The sequence below is a fragment of the Paenibacillus sabuli genome (genome assembly GCF_014705605.1).
Lineage (GTDB): Bacteria > Bacillota > Bacilli > Paenibacillales > Paenibacillaceae > Paenibacillus_D > Paenibacillus_D sabuli.
The window spans coordinates 52,082-72,367 of sequence record NZ_JACXIZ010000006.1 but is presented as its reverse complement, the minus strand read 5'-3'; the positions used below and the strand labels follow the sequence as shown (position 1 = coordinate 72,367).

Here is a 20,286-nt window from a genome sequence, read left to right as displayed (position 1 = left end):
ATGCCGCGTTTGTGGATGCGGCCGCAGAATTATTGATTTCCGGCAAATTTGTGGAACGGCGCACAATGTGGTCGGATACCGGGGCACTGTTCGTTGTCCCGTCCGATACCGAGATTCAAATTAATCTGGTGCGCGGGGCCTGGGGAGACGAGATGCCGGGCTATTACTTGAGGGAAGTCGTCACGACGGGTGGGCCGGGGCAGTTGCAGACGCTTGTGTTGGATGCGAACGATCCGAGTGTGAAAAAGGTCGAGGTGCCGGAGGAGACCACCGCGTTGTATATGTCTGCCTCTTCCGATTACAACCTCTATTCCCCTTCCCTCATTGATGAATATGGTACAGCCCGCTACTTCTATGCGACCGCAGGTATCTATGCGGCACGGGCGATGCAGGCGAGCGACGAGGAGCTATGGCTGGGGCCGGTCACGGTCGAGCAGGAAGGACAGCAGCTCGAATGGCCGCTTGATCCGGAGCTGGCGCATATCTATACCGATGCTTGGTTCACCAGCAGCGCCGTCACGGATAAAAAAGGGAATTTTCGCTTCGGACACGATGAGGATTACTTGCCGTGGCTGAGCGTCTACCCGTCGGATCGGATGCTGTTCGCCGAAGCGTTGCGCGGCAATATGCATTATGGCTATCGGATGTATGTGGACGAGGAAGACCTGAAGCCGGGACAAGTGATGGGCCTTTTGGCCGGCAGTCCGCAGCGTCTGGACGTCCGCCAACTTGGGGCGGACGGTGTGATCCGCATGGACGAGCCTGGCGTTATTCGGGTCGGGCTGTTGGACGAATACGCCAATCTATTCGACTACATCGGACTGTATCAGCCGGTTGTATTGCAGCAGTCCAAGGATGAGGCATTTGTGTCGCAAATCAAGTCGATTGAAATCACTGTCCGGGATGCCAAGGGCAATGAAATGGATCAACATTGGTGGGAGAACGCTTATTATATCGATCGGGCCGGCACCTACCGGGTAACTCCCGCCGGGACTGATTGCCCAGGCGGGAGCGGGCCAGACGCTGGAGCTGCAGGCTACTCCGCTGGATGGCGAGGACGTGACGTGGCAGATTTTCCACCTTGAGGGGCTAATCTCGATCCCGATTATGTCCTTCACCGCCAGTGTGGGAGGCGAGCCGGTGGAGCGCTTCGACCGGCCGATGCCGGTATCGTTCGACGTCTCGGGCATTGATCCGAAGGCGTACAGTACCGAAGAGCTGGAGCAGCAGCTCATGCTCCACGTACGCAACGAGGAGACGGAGGTCTGGGAAAATGCGGGCGGCGTGTACGACCCGGTCACACGCACGCTGACGACGCTGCGCGGCCACTTCAGCATCTACCGGGTGTGGATGGACTCGATCCCGTTCATGGACATGCGGACCGACCACTGGGCTTATGCAGCCGCCACGATGCTGCGTAGCAAGGGCGTACTGGAGGCCGAGCAGTCGTTCGAGCCGTCCGCGCAGGTCACGCGCGGCGAATTCGCCGCCTGGATCGTGCGCGCGCTCGGGCTGCAGGTACTGCAACCGAGGAGATGGCGTTCACCGATCTCGGCGACAGCTTCTATGCGGAGGAGATCGCGGCCGCCGCGCAGTATGGGCTCGTGAACGGCGTCAGCGCGGATCGCTTCGCGCCGGAGGCGAACATCACCCGCCAGGAGATTGCCACGCTCGTGGAGCGCGCGCTGTCGGCGTACGCGCCCGCAGCGCTGAGCGTGAGGGCAGCCGCGGGCGACTCCCATTATACGGATCACGAGCAGATCGCACCTTGGGCCGCAGACGGCATCGCCGCGCTGGCTGCGGAAGGACTGCTCACCGGCTATCCGGACGGCAGCTTCGCGCCGCGCAGCGAGATGACGCGCGCCGAGGCAGCGGTGCTGATCGCACGCTTTTACGACGCACGCTTCTTCTGATCGTACGGGTGCACAGCTCCGCAAAAGGAGGTCCTCCATATGGAGGACCTCCTTTTGCGGAGTGTTCGTTTTGCGGCCTATTCGTTTTGTCCCTTAAAAAAAATGCGGTTTGTTCCTTGTCTCGAAGGACGAAACCTTTTATACTACTTTCGTGATCGATAATGATTATCATTTTCGGATTGGGAAAGGGAAGGGATACATCTTGAAGCATAATGCGAAACTACGACACACACGGCCTTTCGCTCTGGCAATCGCACTGCTGCTGGGGCTCGTGCTGCTGGCAGCTTGCTCTTCCGACTCTGCGAACCATGCAACAGACGGGGACGCGGCGGAGGAGAACGCAGCAGCCGAAGAGGCGACAGGCACGAACACGAATGCCGAGACCGGATCGGGCAGTGCAGCGTCAGCAGACGAGGCGTCAACGGAGGAAGCGACGGACGAGATGGGCGTTCGTGAAATTACCGATACTACCAACCGTACGGTCGAAATTCCCGCGGTACCGGAGCGGATCGTCTACATTGGCAGCAGCCCGGGCGATCTGATCACGCTCGGGATCGAGCCGGTCGGCGCCTCGCTGGGCGTCATCGCCACGCAGGTGGTCTATCCGGAGCTGCTGGAGGGTATCGAAGATGTCGGCGGGACGGAGCAGGATCTGGAGAAGATCACGGCGCTGAATCCCGATCTGATCTTGTTCGACGGCGTCGTGTACGACGATAAGGCGGAGGCGCTAAGCAAAATCGCGCCGGCGGTCGGATTCGATTCGGCTGCGCCGATGTACGAGCGGCTGCGCTTCCTCGCCGATGTCGTCGCCAGGACGGAGGAGGCCGAGCGCTGGATCGCGGCATATGAAGCGAAAGCAGAGACGGTGATTGCGCGTATCGGCGCCAGCCCCGACGATACGGCGACGGTGCTGCTGCAGCTCGGCAAGCAGCTCTATGTCATGGGCAACCGCGGCTTGGCCGTGACGGTATTCGATGTGTTGAAATTCCAGCCCGCGCCGAAGGTGCAGGAGCTGATCGAGCAATCGGAGCGCTTCATCGACATCTCGCACGAGGTGCTGCCCGAGTATGCGGGGGACTGGATCTTCCTGCTGTCCAACAGCGCCGACGAGACGGTGGAGGCCGTCGAGGGCCTGGAGAGCAGCGATCTCTGGCAGACGATTCCCGCGGTCAAGGACGGTCAGGTGTACAAGCTGCCCTCGCGGTGGAATTTCGACGATCCGGTGACGCGCGAACGGCTGCTCGACGAGCTGCCTGAGCTCATGGGCAAGTGACGACTGTGCAACTGGAGCAATCGGAGCAGCCCGATTCGGCTGATTCACAATAAGCAGAGGAAAAAACAGGGCTTTTCGCCGATGCAGTTGTCGGAGGTCCTGTTTTTCGTTATACTCTTATTGATAATAATTCTCAGTAAAGAAGGTTGTTCAGAATGGATGCGTGGGGAAGGGCGGCCATGCCGCCGCAGCTTGAACTGAAGGGGCTGACCCGACTCGCCGGGGACGTGCCGATTGTGTCCTCGGACCATGCGATTGTCATCCTGCTGAAAGGTCGGGCCACAATCCGCTCGGCGCATGAGCGCTTCTTGCTTGTCGAGGGCGACGCCATGCAACTGCCGTGTGGCCCGAATGCCCGGGTCGAGCCTATGCAGGGCATCGGCTGGGTGTTGCATTACGCCGTGCGCGTGTATGGAGACGAGCGCGCGGCGGGCACCGCTCAGGCAGTATTGCTGCCGCCCCTGCGAGTCGTCAAAGTCAGGCCGCTGGCCGCTCTGGCCGCGGCAATCGACAAGCTGGCCGCCTGCGAGGAGCCTCGCGGGGAAACGGCCGCGATGCGCCGCCAAGCCGCGCTGCTGGAGCTGCTCGCACTGCTGATGGACAATCAGGCGCGTACGCATCAGGCGCCGGAAGGCGCGCAAGCGGTCGAAGCGACAATCGCATATGCACGGCGACACTTCACAGAGCCGCTGACCGTCGAACAACTGGCCGGGATGGCAGGGCTCGGACGCGCCTCGTACAGCGCGTTGTTCCGGCAGTTGACCGGAGACAAGCCGCTAAGCTACTTGAACCGATTGCGGCTCAATCGTGCCAAGGAATTGCTGCTGCTCGGCGACGATCCGCTGCGCGAGATCGCACGGGCGGTCGGCTACCGCGACGAGGGGTACTTTAACCGTCTTTTCCGCGCGCGCTTTGGCTGCGCGCCCAAGGCGTATGCCCGAATGCACCGCGCAACCTCCGGGCCCGGGCGAGCGACTGCCGCAGCCTGGCCGCCGGCGGCTCGGCTGGCTGTCAGCGGCAGCATGCTCGGCGACGTATTGCTGCTCGGCATCCAGCCGCAATGTGCGGCGCTGCGGGTGATGGGGAGGCAAGTCGTCTACCGCGACCGACTGGCGGGCATCGACGAGCTGGAGGACATGTGTCCTGGTGAAGCGCTCGAGCCCGGACGTCCCGAGCTGGTGCTCCTGGAGTCCGAGCACGGCCGCGCTGTGGGCGCAGGCATCGCCTGGGATAGGGCAACGCGCGTCGTCGCCTTCGACCGTGCGGAGGATACGGAACTGCGTCTGCAGACCATAGGGACGCTGCTCGATAGACGCGAGGCGGCGGAGCGCTGGATCGCGGCGCACGAAGCGGCGGCGCAAGCGATGTGGACGAGCGTGCGCAGTCGAATCGGTAGCGGGGAGACCGCGAGCGTACTGGTGCAGGTGGGCGAGCATCTGTATGCGATGGGGAACCAGGGGTTGGCGGCGACGCTCTATCATCCGCGGGGCTTCGTGCCGAGCGGGGGGGCGCAGCGCCTGATTGCCCAGAGACGGCGCTTCGCGCCGGTCGGCGCGGACGAGCTGACCGATTATGATGGCGACCGGCTGTTCCTGCTGGTCGGCGCGGATGCTTGGCCGCATGCGGAGCGCTTGCTGGCGAGCGCTAGCTGGCGCGAGCTCCGGGCCTGCCGCCGCGGCGTCGTCCATCTGGCCAAGGCGCAGTGGAATTACGACGATGCTCTGACGCGCGAGCGGCTGGTTCCGCTCCTGCCCCGCATGCTGAGCGCCGGCTGCGACAGCAGCCGGCCAGTGCCTTCTATATAAGAGCGTACAGAATGACCAGCGCCCCAGCGACGAAGCAGTACCAGGAGAAGTACTTCAGATTGCCGCGCGCCATGATGCCCATGAACCAGCGCAGCGAATAATAGGACGCGACCAGCGAGCACAGGAAGGCCAGCGCATAAGGCAGGGCGTATGTGCTCAGCAGCGGATCCCGCACCAGATCCATCCCTGACAGCACCATGCCGCCGAGACTGATCGGGATGAACAGGAGGAAGGAGAAGCGCAGCGCCGTCTCCTGCTTCAGACCGAGCCCCATCGCGGCGACGATCGTCATGCCGGAACGGCTGAGGCCCGGCATGAGGGCGAGGGCCTGGGCGAAGCCGATCACGATCGCGTCCTTCAGCTTCAGCTCGGCATCATTTTTGCGGCCGCGCAGATTGCGGATGAGCCACAGGGCCGTGCCGGTGACGAGCAGCGTCGCGCCTACGGTGATCAGCCCCTTGAAGACCTCGGAGAGCCAGTCGTCCAGCAGCACCCCCAGCACGCCGGCCGGGATCGTCGCCACCACCAGCAGCACGATGAAGCGGAATTCCGCCTTCGCCGAAGGATCCCGATGCACGACATAATTCCACCCGCCGACGCACAGCTTCCAGATATCCGCGCGATAGATCAGCAGCACCGCCAGCAGCGAGGCGAAGTTCACCAGCACCTCGAAGCTGAAGCCCTCGATCTCCAGACCGAACAGCCGCTGGACGATGACCAGATGGCCGCTGGAGGAGACGGGGATCGGCTCCGTGAAGCCCTGCAGCAGGCCGAGCACCGCATACTTGAATAAGGTCCATAGATCCGTCATGACCATTCTCCTTTCGCGGCGCGCTTGCGGTCGGCGGCGCCGAACCCGTACGCGATGCCAAGACCGCACAGCAAGGTGACGACACATGCGGCGATGGTGCCAGCCTCACGAGGTATTCCCGGGAAGATGACAGCCACCGAGCCGATGAGCAGGCCGATGATCGCGGCATGCGTGATGCGCGCATAATGCTGCAGCAGGTAGCGAATTGCCTTGCTGCTCACGATGAAGCCAATGATGACGCCGGAGCCGATCAGCGCCATCAGCATCAGATCGAGATTGGACAAGGCGTAGATCGCGGTCGGATACACGCCGAGGAGCAGCAGCACGAGCGAGCCGCTGATGCCGGGCAGCAGCATCGCCATGCTGGCCAGCCAGCCGGAGAAGAACAGGCCCGCCATCGTGGCGATGTCCGGATCGGTCAGCGGCTCGCCGCCGTGCTCGTCACCGTTCACCAGCGCCATCAGGCCGAGCAGCACAGCGGCTACGAGCAGGACGAGCAGGTGGGCAGGGCGAGAGCCGCGCGCGCCGCCGGCCTGACGTGTAATGAGCGGCAGCACCCCGATGATGAGTCCGATAAAGAAAAACTGGGTGGGCGCGAAATAATGCGCCAGCACATACTCGATCACGCGGCTAAGCGAGACGATCGCCGCGCCCATGCCTGCCGCCAGCGGCAGGAGGAAGCCGATATGCCGCTTCCATTGGCGGCTGAAAAAGCCGCTGATCGCCTGCAGCAGGCGGTCGTAGATGCCGAGTACGACGGCAATGGTGCCACCGCTGACGCCGGGGATCAGATCGCTGATGCCCATCAGCACGCCCCGGTACAGATTTCGCCATTCCATGTGTAGGTACCTCGCAATTCGTCTGAAATGTAGAACAGTCCGAATATCAGTATACCTGTCCGAGGCGGTCGCTGGCTATGCCTGTGTCTTACGCCGGCTTACACTTTTGTAAGTTAACTAAATGCCGGCCGCCTAGCTTGGAAGCTCCGCCGCGGCCTCCGCCGGCTTGCGCAGCAGGAACGTGAGCGGAATCGCGGCCGCGACGAGCACGGTGCCGATGAGAAAGACATCCTGGATGCCGAGCGCGATCGCGCCGAGCTCGCGCGCAGCGCCCTCCGTCATATCGCCGGCGGGCCCTGACACAGGCTGGAGGTGTGCGGCGGTGCGGGAGGCCAGGATCGTGCTGAAGATGCTGATCGACAAGGCGGACGAGCCTTGCCGAACCCAGTTCAGCAGCGCCGAGGCCTGACCGGAATAGGCGCTGGGCACGACCGACATGGCGGCATTGGTGACGGGCATATTGCTCATCGCAATGCCGATGTAGCGTACGGCAATCCATGTCGCGATGAAGGCGGTGCCCGTAACGAGGTCGAGCCGGCTCAGCTCCCAGGTGGCGAGCAGCATGAGCAGCGTCCCTCCCAGCAGCAGCGGGAACGGGCCGAGCCTGCCGTACAACTTGCCAACGAAGACGGACACGAGCGCCATGCCGAGCGTGCCGGGCAGCATGACCAGACCCGTATGCAGCGTGGTGGAGTGCTGGACATTCTGCATGTAGATCGGGATCAGGAAGGTGCCGGCGTACAGCGAGATCGTGATCGTACAATTGAGAATCAGGCTGCAGGTGTAACGCGGAATGCGGAGCAGCTGCAGATTCAGCAGCGGAGCCTGGGCGCGCAGGGTACGCACGATGAACCAGACCAGGATGCCGAGTCCGCCGCCGAGCAGGAGCAGCGTCTGCCAGGAGGCCCAGCCCCAATCGCTGCTCCGGCTGAATGCGGTCAGCAGCGAGCCGGTGCCGACGACGACCCCCAGGAAGGCGGGCAGATCGAGCTTGACGCCGCCGCCCAGTCGATAATACGGGATGAACCGCATCGCCGCGAGCATCGCGGCAATGCCGATCGGCGCGTTCATGGCGAACAGCGCCTGCCAGCCGTACGAGGCCTCGAGCCAGCCGCCGATCGTCGGGCCGAACGCCGGGGCGAGCATCGCCGAGACGCTCCACAGGCCGATCCCGAGCGCCTGCTTCTCCTTGGGCAGCACCTGGTAGATGATCGTCATCGTCGTCGGCATGATGACCCCGCTGAACATCCCCTGCAGGATCCGCGCAGCAATCAACAGATGGATGTTCCAGGCGAACATGCACAGGACGGAGGCCGCCGTGAAGCCGGCCAACGCCAGGACGTAGAGCCGCTTGTAGCTGATGCGGTCGCCCAAAAAGCCGACAACAGGGGCGATGGCGCCTGTCGTCAGCATGAACCCGGACATCATCCATTGCACCGTGCCGAGCGGCGCCTCGAAGCGATCCATGAATACCGGCAGCGCAATATTAATTGTCGTGATACTGAGCGTAGCCATGAAATTGCCGAAAAAAATCGCAAAAATAATGGTCCAAAACGCACCCGTCGGGCGCAAGGAGTCTGCGGATGACATAAAAAAGTCCCTCCAAAACGGTGATATGTGCCGATTGGTTGTATGAGCCAACGTTAGATGTTTCGATTAGTTGCATGAGCCAACTATATAGTTGCATTATACATCTACATCGCGTATTGTCAATTGCATAGCCTGCCCTGCCGGCGTCCTGGCGGCCTTCCAAGGAAGGGCCTGCGACGCACCAAAGACATATCAAAGATGCACCAAAGACGCACGAAAGACGTTGTGCCAAATTCGCGCCAACGGCGCGCGACAGATGTGTCAAAGGTGTGCTCTGCTGGCTTATTGTTGTGAGCTGGAGAGCACATGTGCAGTGGCATAGATTGACTGGGGCGCCGGAAAAGGAGGTGAGGGAGATGGACATGGAGGATGACGGGGCGATCAGACAGGTGGAGTTGGAGTTGGCAATTTTGCTGCGGCGTGTCACGGCCATGACGACGCGTCGACTGGGTACGCTGGATCGGGCGGCGTACCTGCTGCTGCACCGAATCGATGCGCATGGACCGGAGGGAGTGAAGCGCCTGGCCCAGGCCTTCGGGCTGGACGTCTCCACGGTGAGCCGTCAGGCAGCGGCGCTCGAAGCGAGCGGACTGGTCCGGCGCATTCCCGATCCGGACGATGGGAGGGCCTATGGCTTGGGTATCACCGATCACGGTCTGGCGGAGCTGCAGGCTACTCGGCGCGCAAGGCAAGCGCGCATCGCGGAGCTGCTGGAGGGTTGGACGGATGAGGAGCGGACCATGTTCGGCGAACTGTTGCACAAGTTCAACCAACGGGCTCAGCAGCGATGAAAGTGGAGCACGCAGAAATGAAGTGGAGCATGTCGAAAAAAAGACCTTCGTATGGGTATTGCACCTGTATTGGAGGTCTTTTTCTCGAAACGAGCCTTGCGTCGCCGGAAGACGGCCCTCGCGGCTTCGTCTATGTGTCGATTACAGAATAACCTGGTGCGATTGAAACCCAACCTAAACGGTTGCCACAGGTCTTATTTTCTTGAAATCGATCGAAATAAGCGCGCTGGCAACCGTTTAGCTTAGGAGCGTCCGTCTGCTTGCGTGACGGATTAGCTGTCTTTGGTTATTTCGTGAAGCATCCTATGCTTGATTCTAGGTGCTTGCGAAGCACGCATCGTCAAGCTGGTGAACGTCCCGCTGCAGGTGCAGCTATAGGTGCAGTTCTCGTCGTTTCGCCTTGTTGTTCAGAAACTGCACAGAATGAATTGGTAAAATGTAACTGAGAAATGAAGGAAGCAATACATAGCAGTAGAAGATCTGGGCATTAAGCAGACTGAAATGCGAGTGCTTGAACAAAGAAGTGAAGCAGCTGACACGAGGAACAAGCCGGGAACAAGGGAGAAAGCCATGTCCGAACAAATTGGTCTGCGGGCCGCGACTGCGGCGGACGAGCCGATGCTCTACGAACTTTATGCGTCCTCCCGACAAGCGGAAATGCACATGTGGGGCTGGACGCCCAAGCAGGCAGAGCCGTTTCTGCGCATGCAGTGGCACGCGCGCAAACGTTCTTATGCGGCGGAATTTCCGAATGCGCGGGACCAGATTATCGTCAAGGACGGAAAAGCGGTCGGCCGCTGTCTCCTCGCTGCGAGGCCAACTTATTGGCGCCTTGTCGATCTGGCGTTGCAGGAAACAAGTCGGGGTCAAGGGATCGGCACTTCGGTCTTACGAATTTTGCAACAACGCGCGGCGATTTGCGGCATGGCTTTGCGCCTGAGTGTCAGCCCGGACAATCCCGCCCTTCGCCTTTACGAGCGGATGGGGTTTGCCCATAAGGGCGGCACGGAGATGCATTTGTTCATGCAGTGGCTGCCCGGCCAAGACATTGACCACATGAAAGGGGAATTGAGATGAGCGATCAATACGTAGGCGAAATTCGGATGTTCAGCGGCAATTATGCGCCGCAGGGATGGGCTTTTTGCGATGGCAGCCTGCTGTCCATCAACGAGAATGAAGTGTTGTATGCCTTGCTGGGTACGGTGTATGGAGGAGACGGCCGGACGAACTTTGCGCTGCCGGATCTGCGCGGCCGGGTGCCGATTCATATTGGAGAAGACTATGCGATGGGGCAAAAAGCCGGCAGCGAAACCGTGACGCTGCTCTCCACGCAGCTGCCGAAGCACACCCATACTGCCAATGCCAACCAATCCGCGAAGACGACCAATTCGCCAGAAAATGCCTTCTGGGGCCAATCGACAAACGTTACGAATTACCAGGAGGCGGCTGAGCCGAACGTACAAATGAACACCGCCGCCGTGTCAACGGTGGGCGCGAATCAGGCGCATGATAATATGATGCCCTCGCTTGCGGTCAGCTTCATCATTGCCAAGCAGGGCGTGTTCCCGTCGCAAGGGTAGTTCAAGCACTACGAGTATAATAACCAAAGGAGGATTTTCGATGGCTGAACCGTTTGTAGGCGAAATTCGAACTTTTGCATTCGGCGTGATTCCGAAAGGGTGGGCGCCGTGCAACGGCCAGATTCTGCAAATTGCACAAAACCAGGCATTGTTCGTGCTGCTGAGCAATCGATACGGCGGGGATGGCAAAACGACCTTTGCGCTCCCGAACTTGCAGGGCAAGGCGCCATTGCATTTTTCCGGCTCCATACCGGTGGCGACATCGGCGGGGGAGGCGAGCCATACGCTGACGGTTCATGAAATGCCGCAGCACACCCATCAGGTGAGTGCCAGCACCGACAACGCGACGCTGCCCGTCCCGACCGGTAATACGTGGGGGACGACACCGGCGACGCGCCCGATTTACGAGGCGAATGCGAATACGACGATGTCCGCCGGAGCCTTCGCACCGGCTGGGGGCAGTCAACCGCATAATAATATGCAGCCGTATAGCGTCCTGTCTTTTTGTATTGCACTCGTTGGGATTTTCCCGCCGAAACCTTAGGAGGTGTAATCATGGATCCATATGTAGGCGAAATTCGTTTGTTTGCCGGCATTTATGCGCCCAGTGGCTGGGCCTTCTGCAACGGCTCGGAGCTGTCCGTTCAAGAGAACCAGGTGCTGTACAGTGTCATCGGCAATCAATACGGGGGCGATGGCGTAACGAAGTTCAAGCTGCCGAATCTGACGGGCAGTGTGCCGATCGGGACCGGCAACGGGCCGGGCTTGACGCCAAGACCGATTGCGCAGCCGGTGGGCGAATCGACCGTGACCTTGATCGAATCGCAGATGCCGGCGCATACGCATCCCCCGCAGGGGACGACGACCACGGCGGGCGGCGTAGACGATCCGACGAATGCAATCTGGGGGAGCGAAACGAATTTTTCCCAGGTCAAACCCTATGCTCCTACGCCGAACACGTCAATGAACCCATTGGCACTAAATGTTGCAGGAGGATCTCAGCCGCACAATAATATGCAGCCATTCGTAGCACTTTCGTTCATCATTGCGTTGGAAGGTGTTTATCCTCAGAAATCTTATTAACAACGTATTTAAAAAAGGTCGCTACCCGCAATGGATTTGCGGGTAGTCTATTTCGTTTGCTATCAAATTCGAAATGTGAGGGACCATAATGAAAAAGATGTCGCTATTTATTGCATTGCTTTTAATTTTTGGCGCAGTTTGTGCGCCGTTTCCTAATTCCCGCGTCATGGCAGCGAGCGAGACCGAGATTTTTACAACTGAGGAACTATCGTTCAATTTAAGTGTGAGCAGTCCAGAGCTTGCAATAACGGTAGGGAAAGTCGATGCTGCGGATATAGGAACAGCGCTTAAGTTTGCTGTAGACAGCTCTCGTGAAATTCTTTCTGCTTCGATCATGTTAACGAGTCAGGAAGAAGTAGACTATTCCGGTGCGCTTTCCATTCAACTATCGGGAGATAATTGGACAGCGTCAAATCCAAACAATGTTTTTACAAGCGATCTAATAGGTGCATCCCAACAATACACGCTATCCAATATTGGGGCGAGTCTTGCTTTTGGCATGCCTCAATATTTATGGGATGTATCTGATCTTTTGACCGGAAGCCACGACGACCCTAACTTTTTGACGTTTGTATTAAGCAGAGATGAAGCCTCTACCCTTTTTATTTCTAGTCCCAATGTTCAAGGGGCCTGTGAGGGCGATTCCGCATGTATTTCAAGTAATTCTCCCAAGCTGATCGTTGAGTATGGTGCATCTGTACCAACCAACCACTCCCCTACCGACATTAGTCTTGACAATGCGAGTGTGAATCAGAGTGCGGGGGAGAATGCCCTGGTTGGCAGTTTGTCCACGACGGACCTCGATGGCAGTGACACGCACGACTATTCTCTGGTCTCCGGAGCAGGGGACACGGACAACAGTGCGTTTTCCATTACGGGCAATCAGCTTGTAGCCTCAAATGCTTCCACTTTGTCAGCCGGAGCAAAATCGGTTCGCATCCGTACGACAGACAGTGCGAACGCGACTTATGAAAAGTCATTCAGTATCACTGTCGAGGATGATATTAAGCCCGACGCGCCGATCATCACAGACCCGGCCGAGGGCGATTATACGACGGCGACGCCGACGATCACCGGCACGGCGGAGCCGGACAGCACGGTGGCGATCACCATTGACGAAGGGACGCCGGCGAACGAGACCGCCGGCGGCAGCGGCAACTGGTCGCACACGCCGGCGGCCGCGCTCGGCCAGGGCGCGCATACGGTGAGCGCGACGGCGACGGATGCGGCGGGCAACGTCAGCGACGCGTCGGCGACGGTGAGCTTCATGGTGGACACGGTGTCTCCGGCACAGCCGACCATCACCGCCCCGGCCGACGGCGCGACGGTGACGACGAAGAAGCCCGCGATCACGGGCACGACTGAGGACGGCACCACGGTCACGGTCGCGCTCGACGGCGGCACGCCGCAGGCCGCGACGGTGAACGGCAGCGACTGGAGCTACACGCCGAGCGCCGAGCTGAGCGAAGGGGCGCACACGGTGAGCGTCGTCGCCGAGGACGAAGCGGACAACGCGAGTACGCCGCCTGCGACGTCCAGCTTCACGGTGGATACGTTGCCGCCGAACGTGCCGAGCATTACCGCGCCTGCGGACGGCACGGCGATGTCGAACGCGCAGCCGATAATTACGATTGAGGCCGACGGCGCGGACAGCGTGACGGTGTACTTCGGCGGCGACGAGCAAGGGCAGGCGACGCTGGATGCCGGCACGACGTGGACGTATACACCTGCGACCGTGTTGCCGGACGACACCTACGTCGTGACGGCTGATGCGTCAGATGCACACGGCAACACGAGCGCAGCTTCGGCCCCGGTGACGTTCACTGTGGATACGGAGAAGCCCGACGCGCCGATCATCACGGACCCGGCCGAGGGCGATTACACGACGGGGACACCGACGATCACCGGTACGGCGGAGCCGGACAGCACGGTGGCGGTGGTCATTGACGGCGGGACCGCAGTTGACGAAACGGCCGATGACAGCGGCAACTGGTCGCACACGCCGGCGACTGTGCTCAACCAGGGCTCGCATACGGTGAGCGCCACGGCGACGGATGCGGCAGGCAACGTCAGCGACGCATCCGCGACGGTGATCTTCATGGTCGACACCGAAGCGCCAGACGCGTCGACCATCACCGTCCCAGCCGATGGGGCGACGGTGACGACGAAGCAGCCGACGATCACGGGCACGACTGAGAGCGGCACCACAGTCACGGTGACGCTCGATGGCGGCACGCCGCAGGCCGCGACGGTGAACGGCGACAGTTGGAGCTACACGCCGAGCGCCGAGCTGAGCGAAGGGGCGCACACGGTGAGCGTCGTCGCCGAGGACGAAGCGGGCAACGCGAGTTCGCCGCCGGCGACGTCGAGCTTCACGGTGGATACGCTGCCGCCGACGCTGAGCTTGAAGGGCGCCTCCGAGATCGAGCTGTTGCTCGGCGCGTCCTATGACGATGCCGGCGCATCTGCAGAGGATGCGCGTGACGGCGATCTCACGAACGCCATCCAAGTCAGCGGAGAGGTCGATACCTCGACACCGGGCATTTATACGCTCACGTACGACGTATCGGACGAGGCCGGCAATGCCGCGCCGATTCTTCAGCGGACCGTGAAGGTGCGCCCGCCCGCGGTCACTTCGGAAGGCGGCGACAATCTCGTGCGGGTTGCGGAGGCGCTGCCTGGGGCGATCCTGTCCCTGTATGACGCGGACGGCGATCTTGTCGGAGAGACGGCGCAGGCCGATGCAGCAGGCAAGCATACCTTTGACCGAATTGCCGCAGGCCGCGGCTACGTCGTGACGCAGACGGCGAACGGTGTCGAGAGTGCGGCTTCGGCCCCGGTCCAGGTCACGCGACCTCGGAACGATGCGCCCGCTACCGGCGGAGGCGCGTCGCCGCCGACCGGCAATGTCCGGGTCGTGGATGTCGCACTTGGCGATGCGTCCGGTGCGGTCGAGCGCGTAGAGATCGTGCGCAAGGTTGATGCGAGCGGGCAAAAGCTCGATACCGTCGTGTTCGACGCGGCCAAGGCGGCCAGCGTGGCGGGCAAGGCTCAGTCGCAAGGCCAGCCCAAAGCGATCATTCTGATCGACGATCTGCCGGACGACCCGGCCGACGAGGTGAACGTGACGCTGCCGCAGTCCTCCGTAGGCATTCTGGCGGAGCACAAGATAGCGCTGGAGATTCGCTCCGAGGAGGCCCGAGTCGAGCTGCCTGCGGAGAGCCTGGCGGCGATGGCGGAGGCGGGCTTGACGGATCTGTTCTTCCGGCTCGTGCCGATTCGCGGGGAGGCCAGACAAGCGATCGCGCAGCGTACGGTCACCTCGGAGCAGGTGGAAGCCGCGGCCGGCGGCGGGATGGCGCAGGTGTTCGGCACGCCGATGACGATTGAGACCAACTATTCGGACTTCGCCACCCGGCTCGTGTTCCCGCTGCCACAGATCGAGCTGCCTGCGCAGGCAGTGGCGCTGCAGCGTCTGCTCGATTCGCTGGCGGTATATATCGAGCATAGCGACGGCGAGAAAAAACTGCAGCGCGGCGTTATCGTCTACGACGACGCCGGCGCGCCTGCAGGCATCGAAATCGAAGTAAGCAAATTCAGCACCTTCACCATCGTCGGCCTTGGCGAGGAAGAGAGCCACGTGCCGTATATCACAGGCTATCCGGATGGCCGCTTCGGTCCGGAGCGCATCGTGACCCGCGCCGAGCTGGCGGCGATGCTCTCGCGGCTGCTGGGCGAGGTCGAGCTCCGTCCGGAGGTGGATTACCGCGACCTGAGCGGCGAGCATTGGGCGGCGGGCTACATCGCCGACATGCAGGCTCTCGGTCTGATGCAAGGGTACCCGGACGGCAGCTTCCGTCCCGATCAGACGATCAGCCGCGCGGAGCTGGCGACCGTCGCCAGCCGCCTGCTGCCGGTCGATGCAGCGGCCGGGGTGGCCGTGCCAGATACGACGGGACACTGGGCCTACGAGGCAATTGGCCGCATTGTGGCAGCGGGCCTCATGCAGGGCTATGCCGGCGGGGAGTTCCGTCCCGATCAGGGCCTGACGCGGGCCGAGGCGGTCACGGTGCTGAATCGTCTGTTCGAGCGGGCGCCCCTGACCGGAGCGGGCAACCCGTACACGGATGTACCGGCTGGCCACTGGGCGCAGGGCGATATCCTTGAGGCGTCGGTGGCCCATGCGGCAGCGGATCGGCATGACGCGCGATGACGCTTGCCAGAGGCGAGCTCCTCGTATATAATAGCGACTATTACGTCCTCTAGGGTTCCGCGCCATGTCGGCGGCCTGGTCCGAGAGAGGACGCGCAGCCCTCGCGCGATTCGCGCGTATAGATCGCGTCTATACTCGAATATATAGAATTTATTAGTTTCACGCTAATAAACGGTCTCTATATTCTCGGAACGAAGCTTGCTGCTCCATAAAAGACGGCTTGCCCGTTTCGCCTTGGCTGTGACACGGCGGGACAAAAGCCCGGGAGATACGCACGTGCGGTGCGTGGCTCCCGGGCTTTTTCGGATGGAAAACAAAGGGATCCGCGCGGCGCGCACGAGCAACACGGAGGAGGATGAACATCATGAATCGTGCTTGGGGAACGGTCCTGCTGGCGGCGGGATTCGAGGTCGGCTGGGTCCTCGGACTCGGCCATGCGGACAGTTGGTGGACATGGGGGGCGACGGTGGCTGCGATTGCGGCGAGCTTTGGTCTGATGATCGCGGCGGTGCGGGCGATTCCGGCAGGGACCGCATATGCAGTGTTTGCCGGCTGCGGCACGGCCGGCACGGCGCTCGCGGAGATCGTCTGGCTGGGGGCGCACGCCGATCCGGTCAAGCTCGGCTTGATCGCGCTGCTGGCGGCCGGCGTCGTCGGCTTGAAGTGGCTGAGCGGCTCGCCGCAGAAGGAGGGAGAGGCGCGATGAGCTGGCTATGGCTGATGCTGGCGGGGCTGTGCGAGATGGCCGGCGTGCTGCTGCTGGGCCGCATCGCCCGCCGGCGCACCTGGCGGGACGTCGGTCTGCTGGCGCTCGCCTTCGGCTGCAGCTTCACGCTGCTGTCGCTGGCGATGCGCACGATCCCGATGGCGACCGCGTATGCGATCTGGACCGGGATCGGTGCAGCCGGCGGCGTCACGCTCGGCATGCTCCTGTTCGGCGAGCCGCGGAGCTGGCAGCGCGTCGGTCTGCTGGCGGTCGTGCTCGGCGCGGCGATCGGACTGAAGCTGACCGGGTAGCGGCGGCGCCGCGTGACGGGGCGAAGGGGCAGGAGGCGCGGATGTTGCTTTGTAGAAGGGTGCAGGAGTAGTGTGGAGGAGCGGAAGAGTGGTGTGCAGGAGTGGTGTATAGGAGAAGACGTGTACAGAAATCGTGTATAATAGAAGCAACACCTCGAAGAGGAGCGTGAGAGAGCATGCACGAAGTTGACACGACCCCGTTCCGCTTGCCGCTCACGAATGACGGAGCCGAGCTGACGCTTCGCGGCGACATTCGGGCCCCCCGCGACGGCGGCCCCTGGCCGACGGTTGTCCTGGTGCACGGCTTCAAGGGCTTCAAGGACTGGAGCTTCTTTCCGTACGCGGCCGAGCGGCTGGCCCGAGCCGGGATGATGACGGTGACCTTCAATTTCAGCTGCAATGGCGTTGGGGAGGGCACGGATTTTGACGAGCTGGACAAGTATGGCGCCAATACGTACGCGCGCGAGCAAGCCGATCTGGCTGCGCTGCTCGGGGCGCTGCGTGCGGAGGAGCTGCCAGGTGCGGCGCGGTGCGATACGCGTCGCCTCGCCCTGCTCGGCCATAGCCGCGGCGGCGGCAACAGCCTGATCCGGGCGGCGGAGGACGCGGGGATCGGCGCGGTCGTTACCTGGAATGGAATCGGCGATGTCGATTTGTTCAGTCGCGACTTCCGGCAGACGGTGCTGCAGGATGGAATCGGCTATGTGGAAAATGCGCGCACGAAGCAGCAAATGCCGATCACGGCAGCTTTTTTTGAGGACTTGGACGCCAACGCGGAGCGCTATGACCTGCCGACCGTGCTGGCCGGACTGCGCACGCCTGTGCTGCTGCTGCAGGGCGATGCGGACAGCGCGCGGCTGCTGGACGGTTTTCGGCGCTTGCGCGAGGCGGCGCCCGCTCAGACCTATGCAGGCATTGAGGGGGCCGGCCACACCTTCGGCGCGGTCCATCCGTTCGCGGGGACGACCGCTGCGCTCGAAGAGGCGCTGGAGCGGACGCTGGCGTTTCTCGGAACGCAGCGGATTCGTCCGTAAAAGACAGCCTCGCCGTTTTGTCTTGCGCGGCCAAAGGATGGCGCCAACTGATTCGCTTTGCAGCTAAGCTGGAGCTTGCCTGATTCGCTGTCCTTGCGGTACCATTACTAGCGGAGGGATTGCAGCATGCGCTTTACACGCCACCGCTTTGGCAAACGCATTATCAAAACCGGCGCCGCGATTTTTGTGACGGCGCAAATTTGCGACTGGCTCGGATTGCCGGCCATCTTCGCGGTCATCTCGGCGATGGTGACGATCGAGCCGACGATCAAGGCTTCCTTTCGCAAGGGCGCGATTCGTCTGCCGTCCGCCGCGATCGGGGCCTTCTTTGCGATGGTGTTCGACTACGCGCTCGGCCCTCAGCCGCTGACCTATGCGCTGTCCGCGCTGGCCACGATCTACGTCTGCCACCTGTTGCGCTGGAATGACTCGATTGTCGTCGCCACGCTGACAGCGGTCAATATGATTACTTATACGGACGTGCACTATTTGCACGACTTTGCCATTCGGCTCGGGACGACGACGACCGGAATCGTCGTCTCCTCGGTCATCAACCTGCTCGTCTTTCCGCCGAATTACCGCCGCCCGATCCTGGAGACGGCGCCGCCGATTGCGACGCATACGCTCGAGCTCGCCGACCTGACTGTCCATGCGCTGCTGGAGCCCAAGTCGGCCGCTGCCACAGCGCATCTATTGGATCGGCATGCTGCGATCAAGCGCCAGTGCGCCCAGGCGCTCGTGCTGATCGGCTACTATGTCGACGATCATCGCATCCGGCGGCGACCGCTGGCCGAGCTGCGGCACATGCTGCGGCTGCGCGATGCAGTCAGTCAATGCCGCGAGATGACCGTATGCATCGACGTGCTGCTGCACTCGCGGCACGAGATCGCGCGGCTGTCGGAGGCGTCCAAGCGGCTGCTGCTCGAGCGCTGGCGCAGCGCGCTCGGCGGCAGCGGAGGCAGCGGCGACGTGCTGACGCTGGACGGCGGCGAGACGTCCCGGCCAGCGCACACCTCGCGCGGCCAGCGGCTGGAGCTGAGCCAGCTGGAGCTGCTCTACGCGCTCGCCGAGCGGCTGCGCTGCACAGCGCTGCGCGCCGCCGGGGCGGACGATGCGTCCGGCGACCGCGACCCGCACGGCGACGACGGCTCGCACGGCGACGACTCGCCAGGGGCGCCCGGGCTCATCTGAGCATGACGGCGCCGATTCAAGCTCGCCATACGCGCTTGAATCGGCGCGGCGAGCCTGCGGCGCCGCAGGCTCGCAAAGCGCGCTTAAATCGGCGCCCGGCGAGCACTCGCCCATGACCTTTGCAAAAGCGACGGCCTTGCTGCCTACACGCCGGTGAAGCCACCGCCTGCTTCGCCGTCAGGCGGGACCGCACATTGCCGCACTCTGAGGCTCCGCATACACATTGCTCCAACATTGCTCTCCCTTGGCGGTCCGCGAGAAGCTCGCTACTCCTTGACCGCGCCGATCATGACGCCCTTCACGAAGTACTTCTGCAGGAACGGATACAGGAACAGGATCGGCAGCGTGGCGACAATGATCGTGGCGTACTTGATCGTCTCGCCGATCGGCATCGAGTCGCTGCTGGCGACGGAACCGATCATGCTGCCCGTGTCGTTGGCGATCAGGATCTCGCGCAGAATGAGCTGCAGTGGGAACAGCTCGCGCGTCTGCAGGTAGATCATCGCCGGGAACCAGGAGTTCCAGTGGTATACGCCGTAGAACAGCACCATGACCGCGACGACCGGCAGCGACAGCGGCAGCACGACGCGGGCCAGGATCGTCCAGTCGCTGGCGCCGTCCAGCCGCGCCGACTCCTCGAGGCTGACCGGCACGCCCTGGAAGGCGGTGCGCATGATGATCAGGTTGAATGCGCTCACCGCCGTCGGGATGATCAGCGCCAGCCGCGAGTCGAGCATGCCGAGATTGCCCACGAGCAGGTAGAGCGGGATCAGTCCGCCCTCGAAGAACATCGTGAACACGATCAGGAACATGATCGTGTTTTTCCACATTACGTTGCGCCGCGACAGCGCGTAGGCGCCGAGCGAGGTCATGACGATGTTGACGGCGGTGCCGCAGACGACGTAGATCAGGGTGTTGACGTAAGCGGTGGCGATGTTTGGGTTGGCGAAGACGAGCTTGTACGCCTCCAGCGTCAGTCCCTTCGGGTACAGGAGCAGCCCCCGATTCTGCACGACGGCGTTCGGATCGCTGAGCGAGGCGAACAGCACGAAGACGAGCGGGTACAGCGTCACCAGCGCGAGTGCGACCATGAGCGCGGCATTGAAGCCGTCAAAGGCGCGTTCTCCGATTGTTTTGTGCATCATT

Annotated in this window: 19 protein-coding genes and 1 riboswitch; of the genes, 15 read left to right on the top strand and 4 right to left on the bottom strand. The window is 61.9% G+C overall.

Annotation, left to right across the window (positions count from 1 at the left end):
- Window positions 1-65: 65 nt before the first annotated feature.
- The 5 genes from IDH44_RS01795 (at window position 66) to IDH44_RS01775 (ending at window position 4,991) form a co-directional block, all read left to right on the top strand.
- A complete protein-coding gene (locus IDH44_RS01795) occupies window positions 66-1,085 on the top strand; it encodes a hypothetical protein (protein ID WP_190914102.1) in 1,020 nt (339 codons plus the stop codon).
- Complete coding sequence (locus IDH44_RS01790; protein ID WP_190914100.1) at window positions 1,060-1,608, top strand: S-layer homology domain-containing protein; 549 nt, start codon at window positions 1,060-1,062, stop codon at window positions 1,606-1,608. Before IDH44_RS01795 ends, IDH44_RS01790 begins: the two co-directional genes overlap by 26 nt.
- Complete coding sequence (locus tag IDH44_RS01785) at window positions 1,536-1,913, top strand: S-layer homology domain-containing protein (RefSeq protein WP_190914098.1); 378 nt, start codon at window positions 1,536-1,538, stop codon at window positions 1,911-1,913. Before IDH44_RS01790 ends, IDH44_RS01785 begins: the two co-directional genes overlap by 73 nt.
- 202 nt (window positions 1,914-2,115) lie before the next feature.
- Window positions 2,116-3,186, top strand: a complete 1,071-nt coding sequence (locus IDH44_RS01780) for an ABC transporter substrate-binding protein (RefSeq protein ID WP_190914096.1) — start codon at window positions 2,116-2,118, stop codon at window positions 3,184-3,186.
- Window positions 3,187-3,341: 155 nt separating this feature from the next.
- Window positions 3,342-4,991, top strand: a complete 1,650-nt coding sequence (locus tag IDH44_RS01775; RefSeq protein WP_190914094.1) for a helix-turn-helix domain-containing protein — start codon at window positions 3,342-3,344, stop codon at window positions 4,989-4,991.
- Here IDH44_RS01775 and IDH44_RS01770 read toward each other — a convergent pair.
- From IDH44_RS01770 to IDH44_RS01760, 3 genes are all read right to left on the bottom strand, one after another.
- Entirely contained in the window at window positions 4,984-5,802 is an 819-nt protein-coding gene (locus IDH44_RS01770) for an undecaprenyl-diphosphate phosphatase (RefSeq protein ID WP_397326729.1), read from the bottom strand. The genes IDH44_RS01775 and IDH44_RS01770 overlap by 8 nt on opposite strands.
- A complete protein-coding gene (locus IDH44_RS01765; RefSeq protein WP_190914091.1) occupies window positions 5,799-6,641 on the bottom strand; it encodes a DUF368 domain-containing protein in 843 nt (280 codons plus the stop codon). Before IDH44_RS01765 ends, IDH44_RS01770 begins: the two co-directional genes overlap by 4 nt.
- 132 nt (window positions 6,642-6,773) lie before the next feature.
- A complete protein-coding gene (locus IDH44_RS01760) occupies window positions 6,774-8,231 on the bottom strand; it encodes a DHA2 family efflux MFS transporter permease subunit (protein ID WP_190914090.1) in 1,458 nt (485 codons plus the stop codon).
- 356 nt (window positions 8,232-8,587) lie between these two features.
- On the opposite strand from IDH44_RS01760, the gene IDH44_RS01755 reads away from it, so the two are divergent.
- The 10 genes from IDH44_RS01755 (at window position 8,588) to IDH44_RS01710 (ending at window position 19,140) form a co-directional block, all read left to right on the top strand.
- Entirely contained in the window at window positions 8,588-9,022 is a 435-nt protein-coding gene (locus IDH44_RS01755) for a MarR family winged helix-turn-helix transcriptional regulator (protein WP_223869283.1), read from the top strand.
- A 570-nt stretch (window positions 9,023-9,592) separates the two neighbouring features.
- A complete protein-coding gene (locus tag IDH44_RS01750; protein WP_190914088.1) occupies window positions 9,593-10,099 on the top strand; it encodes a GNAT family N-acetyltransferase in 507 nt (168 codons plus the stop codon).
- Window positions 10,096-10,602, top strand: coding sequence for a phage tail protein (locus IDH44_RS01745; RefSeq protein WP_190914086.1), 507 nt, complete (start codon window positions 10,096-10,098; stop codon window positions 10,600-10,602). Before IDH44_RS01750 ends, IDH44_RS01745 begins: the two co-directional genes overlap by 4 nt.
- Before the next feature lie 40 nt (window positions 10,603-10,642).
- On the top strand, window positions 10,643-11,146 hold the full coding sequence (locus IDH44_RS01740) for a phage tail protein (RefSeq protein ID WP_190914084.1): 504 nt from the start codon (window positions 10,643-10,645) through the stop codon (window positions 11,144-11,146).
- Between the two features lie 11 nt (window positions 11,147-11,157).
- Window positions 11,158-11,685 carry a phage tail protein gene (locus IDH44_RS01735; protein WP_190914083.1) on the top strand — a complete coding sequence of 176 codons (528 nt, stop codon included), beginning with the start codon at window positions 11,158-11,160 and terminating at the stop codon, window positions 11,683-11,685.
- A 784-nt stretch (window positions 11,686-12,469) separates the two neighbouring features.
- The gene (locus tag IDH44_RS01730) at window positions 12,470-15,898 is read left to right on the top strand and encodes an Ig-like domain-containing protein (protein ID WP_190914081.1); all 3,429 of its coding nucleotides are present in this window, start codon (window positions 12,470-12,472) and stop codon (window positions 15,896-15,898) included.
- 38 nt (window positions 15,899-15,936) lie between these two features.
- A riboswitch (guanidine-I (ykkC/yxkD leader) is annotated at window positions 15,937-16,168 on the top strand.
- A 94-nt stretch (window positions 16,169-16,262) separates the two neighbouring features.
- Window positions 16,263-16,604: a DMT family transporter gene (locus tag IDH44_RS01725; protein ID WP_190914079.1), complete on the top strand. Its 342-nt coding sequence runs from the start codon at window positions 16,263-16,265 to the stop codon at window positions 16,602-16,604.
- The gene (locus tag IDH44_RS01720; RefSeq protein WP_190914078.1) at window positions 16,601-16,915 is read left to right on the top strand and encodes a DMT family transporter; all 315 of its coding nucleotides are present in this window, start codon (window positions 16,601-16,603) and stop codon (window positions 16,913-16,915) included. The genes IDH44_RS01725 and IDH44_RS01720 overlap by 4 nt, the downstream gene beginning before the upstream one ends.
- Before the next feature lie 176 nt (window positions 16,916-17,091).
- Entirely contained in the window at window positions 17,092-17,949 is an 858-nt protein-coding gene (locus IDH44_RS01715; protein ID WP_190914076.1) for an alpha/beta hydrolase family protein, read from the top strand.
- Between the two features lie 126 nt (window positions 17,950-18,075).
- Complete coding sequence (locus IDH44_RS01710; RefSeq protein ID WP_190914074.1) at window positions 18,076-19,140, top strand: aromatic acid exporter family protein; 1,065 nt, start codon at window positions 18,076-18,078, stop codon at window positions 19,138-19,140.
- 266 nt (window positions 19,141-19,406) lie between these two features.
- Here IDH44_RS01710 and IDH44_RS01705 read toward each other — a convergent pair whose 3' ends face one another.
- Window positions 19,407-20,285, bottom strand: a complete 879-nt coding sequence (locus IDH44_RS01705) for a carbohydrate ABC transporter permease (RefSeq protein ID WP_190914072.1) — start codon at window positions 20,283-20,285, stop codon at window positions 19,407-19,409.
- Window position 20,286: the final 1 nt, after the last annotated feature.

Coding starts and splice junctions, on each gene's coding strand:
- IDH44_RS01735 (WP_190914083.1), top strand. CDS start 11,158: ATGGATCCATATGTAGGCGAAATTCGTTTGTTTGCCGGCATTTATGCG.
- IDH44_RS01705 (WP_190914072.1), bottom strand. CDS start 20,285: ATGATGCACAAAACAATCGGAGAACGCGCCTTTGACGGCTTCAATGCC.
- IDH44_RS01760 (WP_190914090.1), bottom strand. CDS start 8,231: ATGTCATCCGCAGACTCCTTGCGCCCGACGGGTGCGTTTTGGACCATT.
- IDH44_RS01745 (WP_190914086.1), top strand. CDS start 10,096: ATGAGCGATCAATACGTAGGCGAAATTCGGATGTTCAGCGGCAATTAT.
- IDH44_RS01770 (WP_397326729.1), bottom strand. CDS start 5,802: ATGACGGATCTATGGACCTTATTCAAGTATGCGGTGCTCGGCCTGCTG.
- IDH44_RS01755 (WP_223869283.1), top strand. CDS start 8,588: ATGGACATGGAGGATGACGGGGCGATCAGACAGGTGGAGTTGGAGTTG.
- IDH44_RS01785 (WP_190914098.1), top strand. CDS start 1,536: ATGGCGTTCACCGATCTCGGCGACAGCTTCTATGCGGAGGAGATCGCG.
- IDH44_RS01720 (WP_190914078.1), top strand. CDS start 16,601: ATGAGCTGGCTATGGCTGATGCTGGCGGGGCTGTGCGAGATGGCCGGC.
- IDH44_RS01765 (WP_190914091.1), bottom strand. CDS start 6,641: ATGGAATGGCGAAATCTGTACCGGGGCGTGCTGATGGGCATCAGCGAT.
- IDH44_RS01795 (WP_190914102.1), top strand. CDS start 66: ATGTGGTCGGATACCGGGGCACTGTTCGTTGTCCCGTCCGATACCGAG.
- IDH44_RS01725 (WP_190914079.1), top strand. CDS start 16,263: ATGAATCGTGCTTGGGGAACGGTCCTGCTGGCGGCGGGATTCGAGGTC.
- IDH44_RS01710 (WP_190914074.1), top strand. CDS start 18,076: ATGCGCTTTACACGCCACCGCTTTGGCAAACGCATTATCAAAACCGGC.
- IDH44_RS01715 (WP_190914076.1), top strand. CDS start 17,092: ATGCACGAAGTTGACACGACCCCGTTCCGCTTGCCGCTCACGAATGAC.
- IDH44_RS01750 (WP_190914088.1), top strand. CDS start 9,593: ATGTCCGAACAAATTGGTCTGCGGGCCGCGACTGCGGCGGACGAGCCG.
- IDH44_RS01740 (WP_190914084.1), top strand. CDS start 10,643: ATGGCTGAACCGTTTGTAGGCGAAATTCGAACTTTTGCATTCGGCGTG.
- IDH44_RS01775 (WP_190914094.1), top strand. CDS start 3,342: ATGGATGCGTGGGGAAGGGCGGCCATGCCGCCGCAGCTTGAACTGAAG.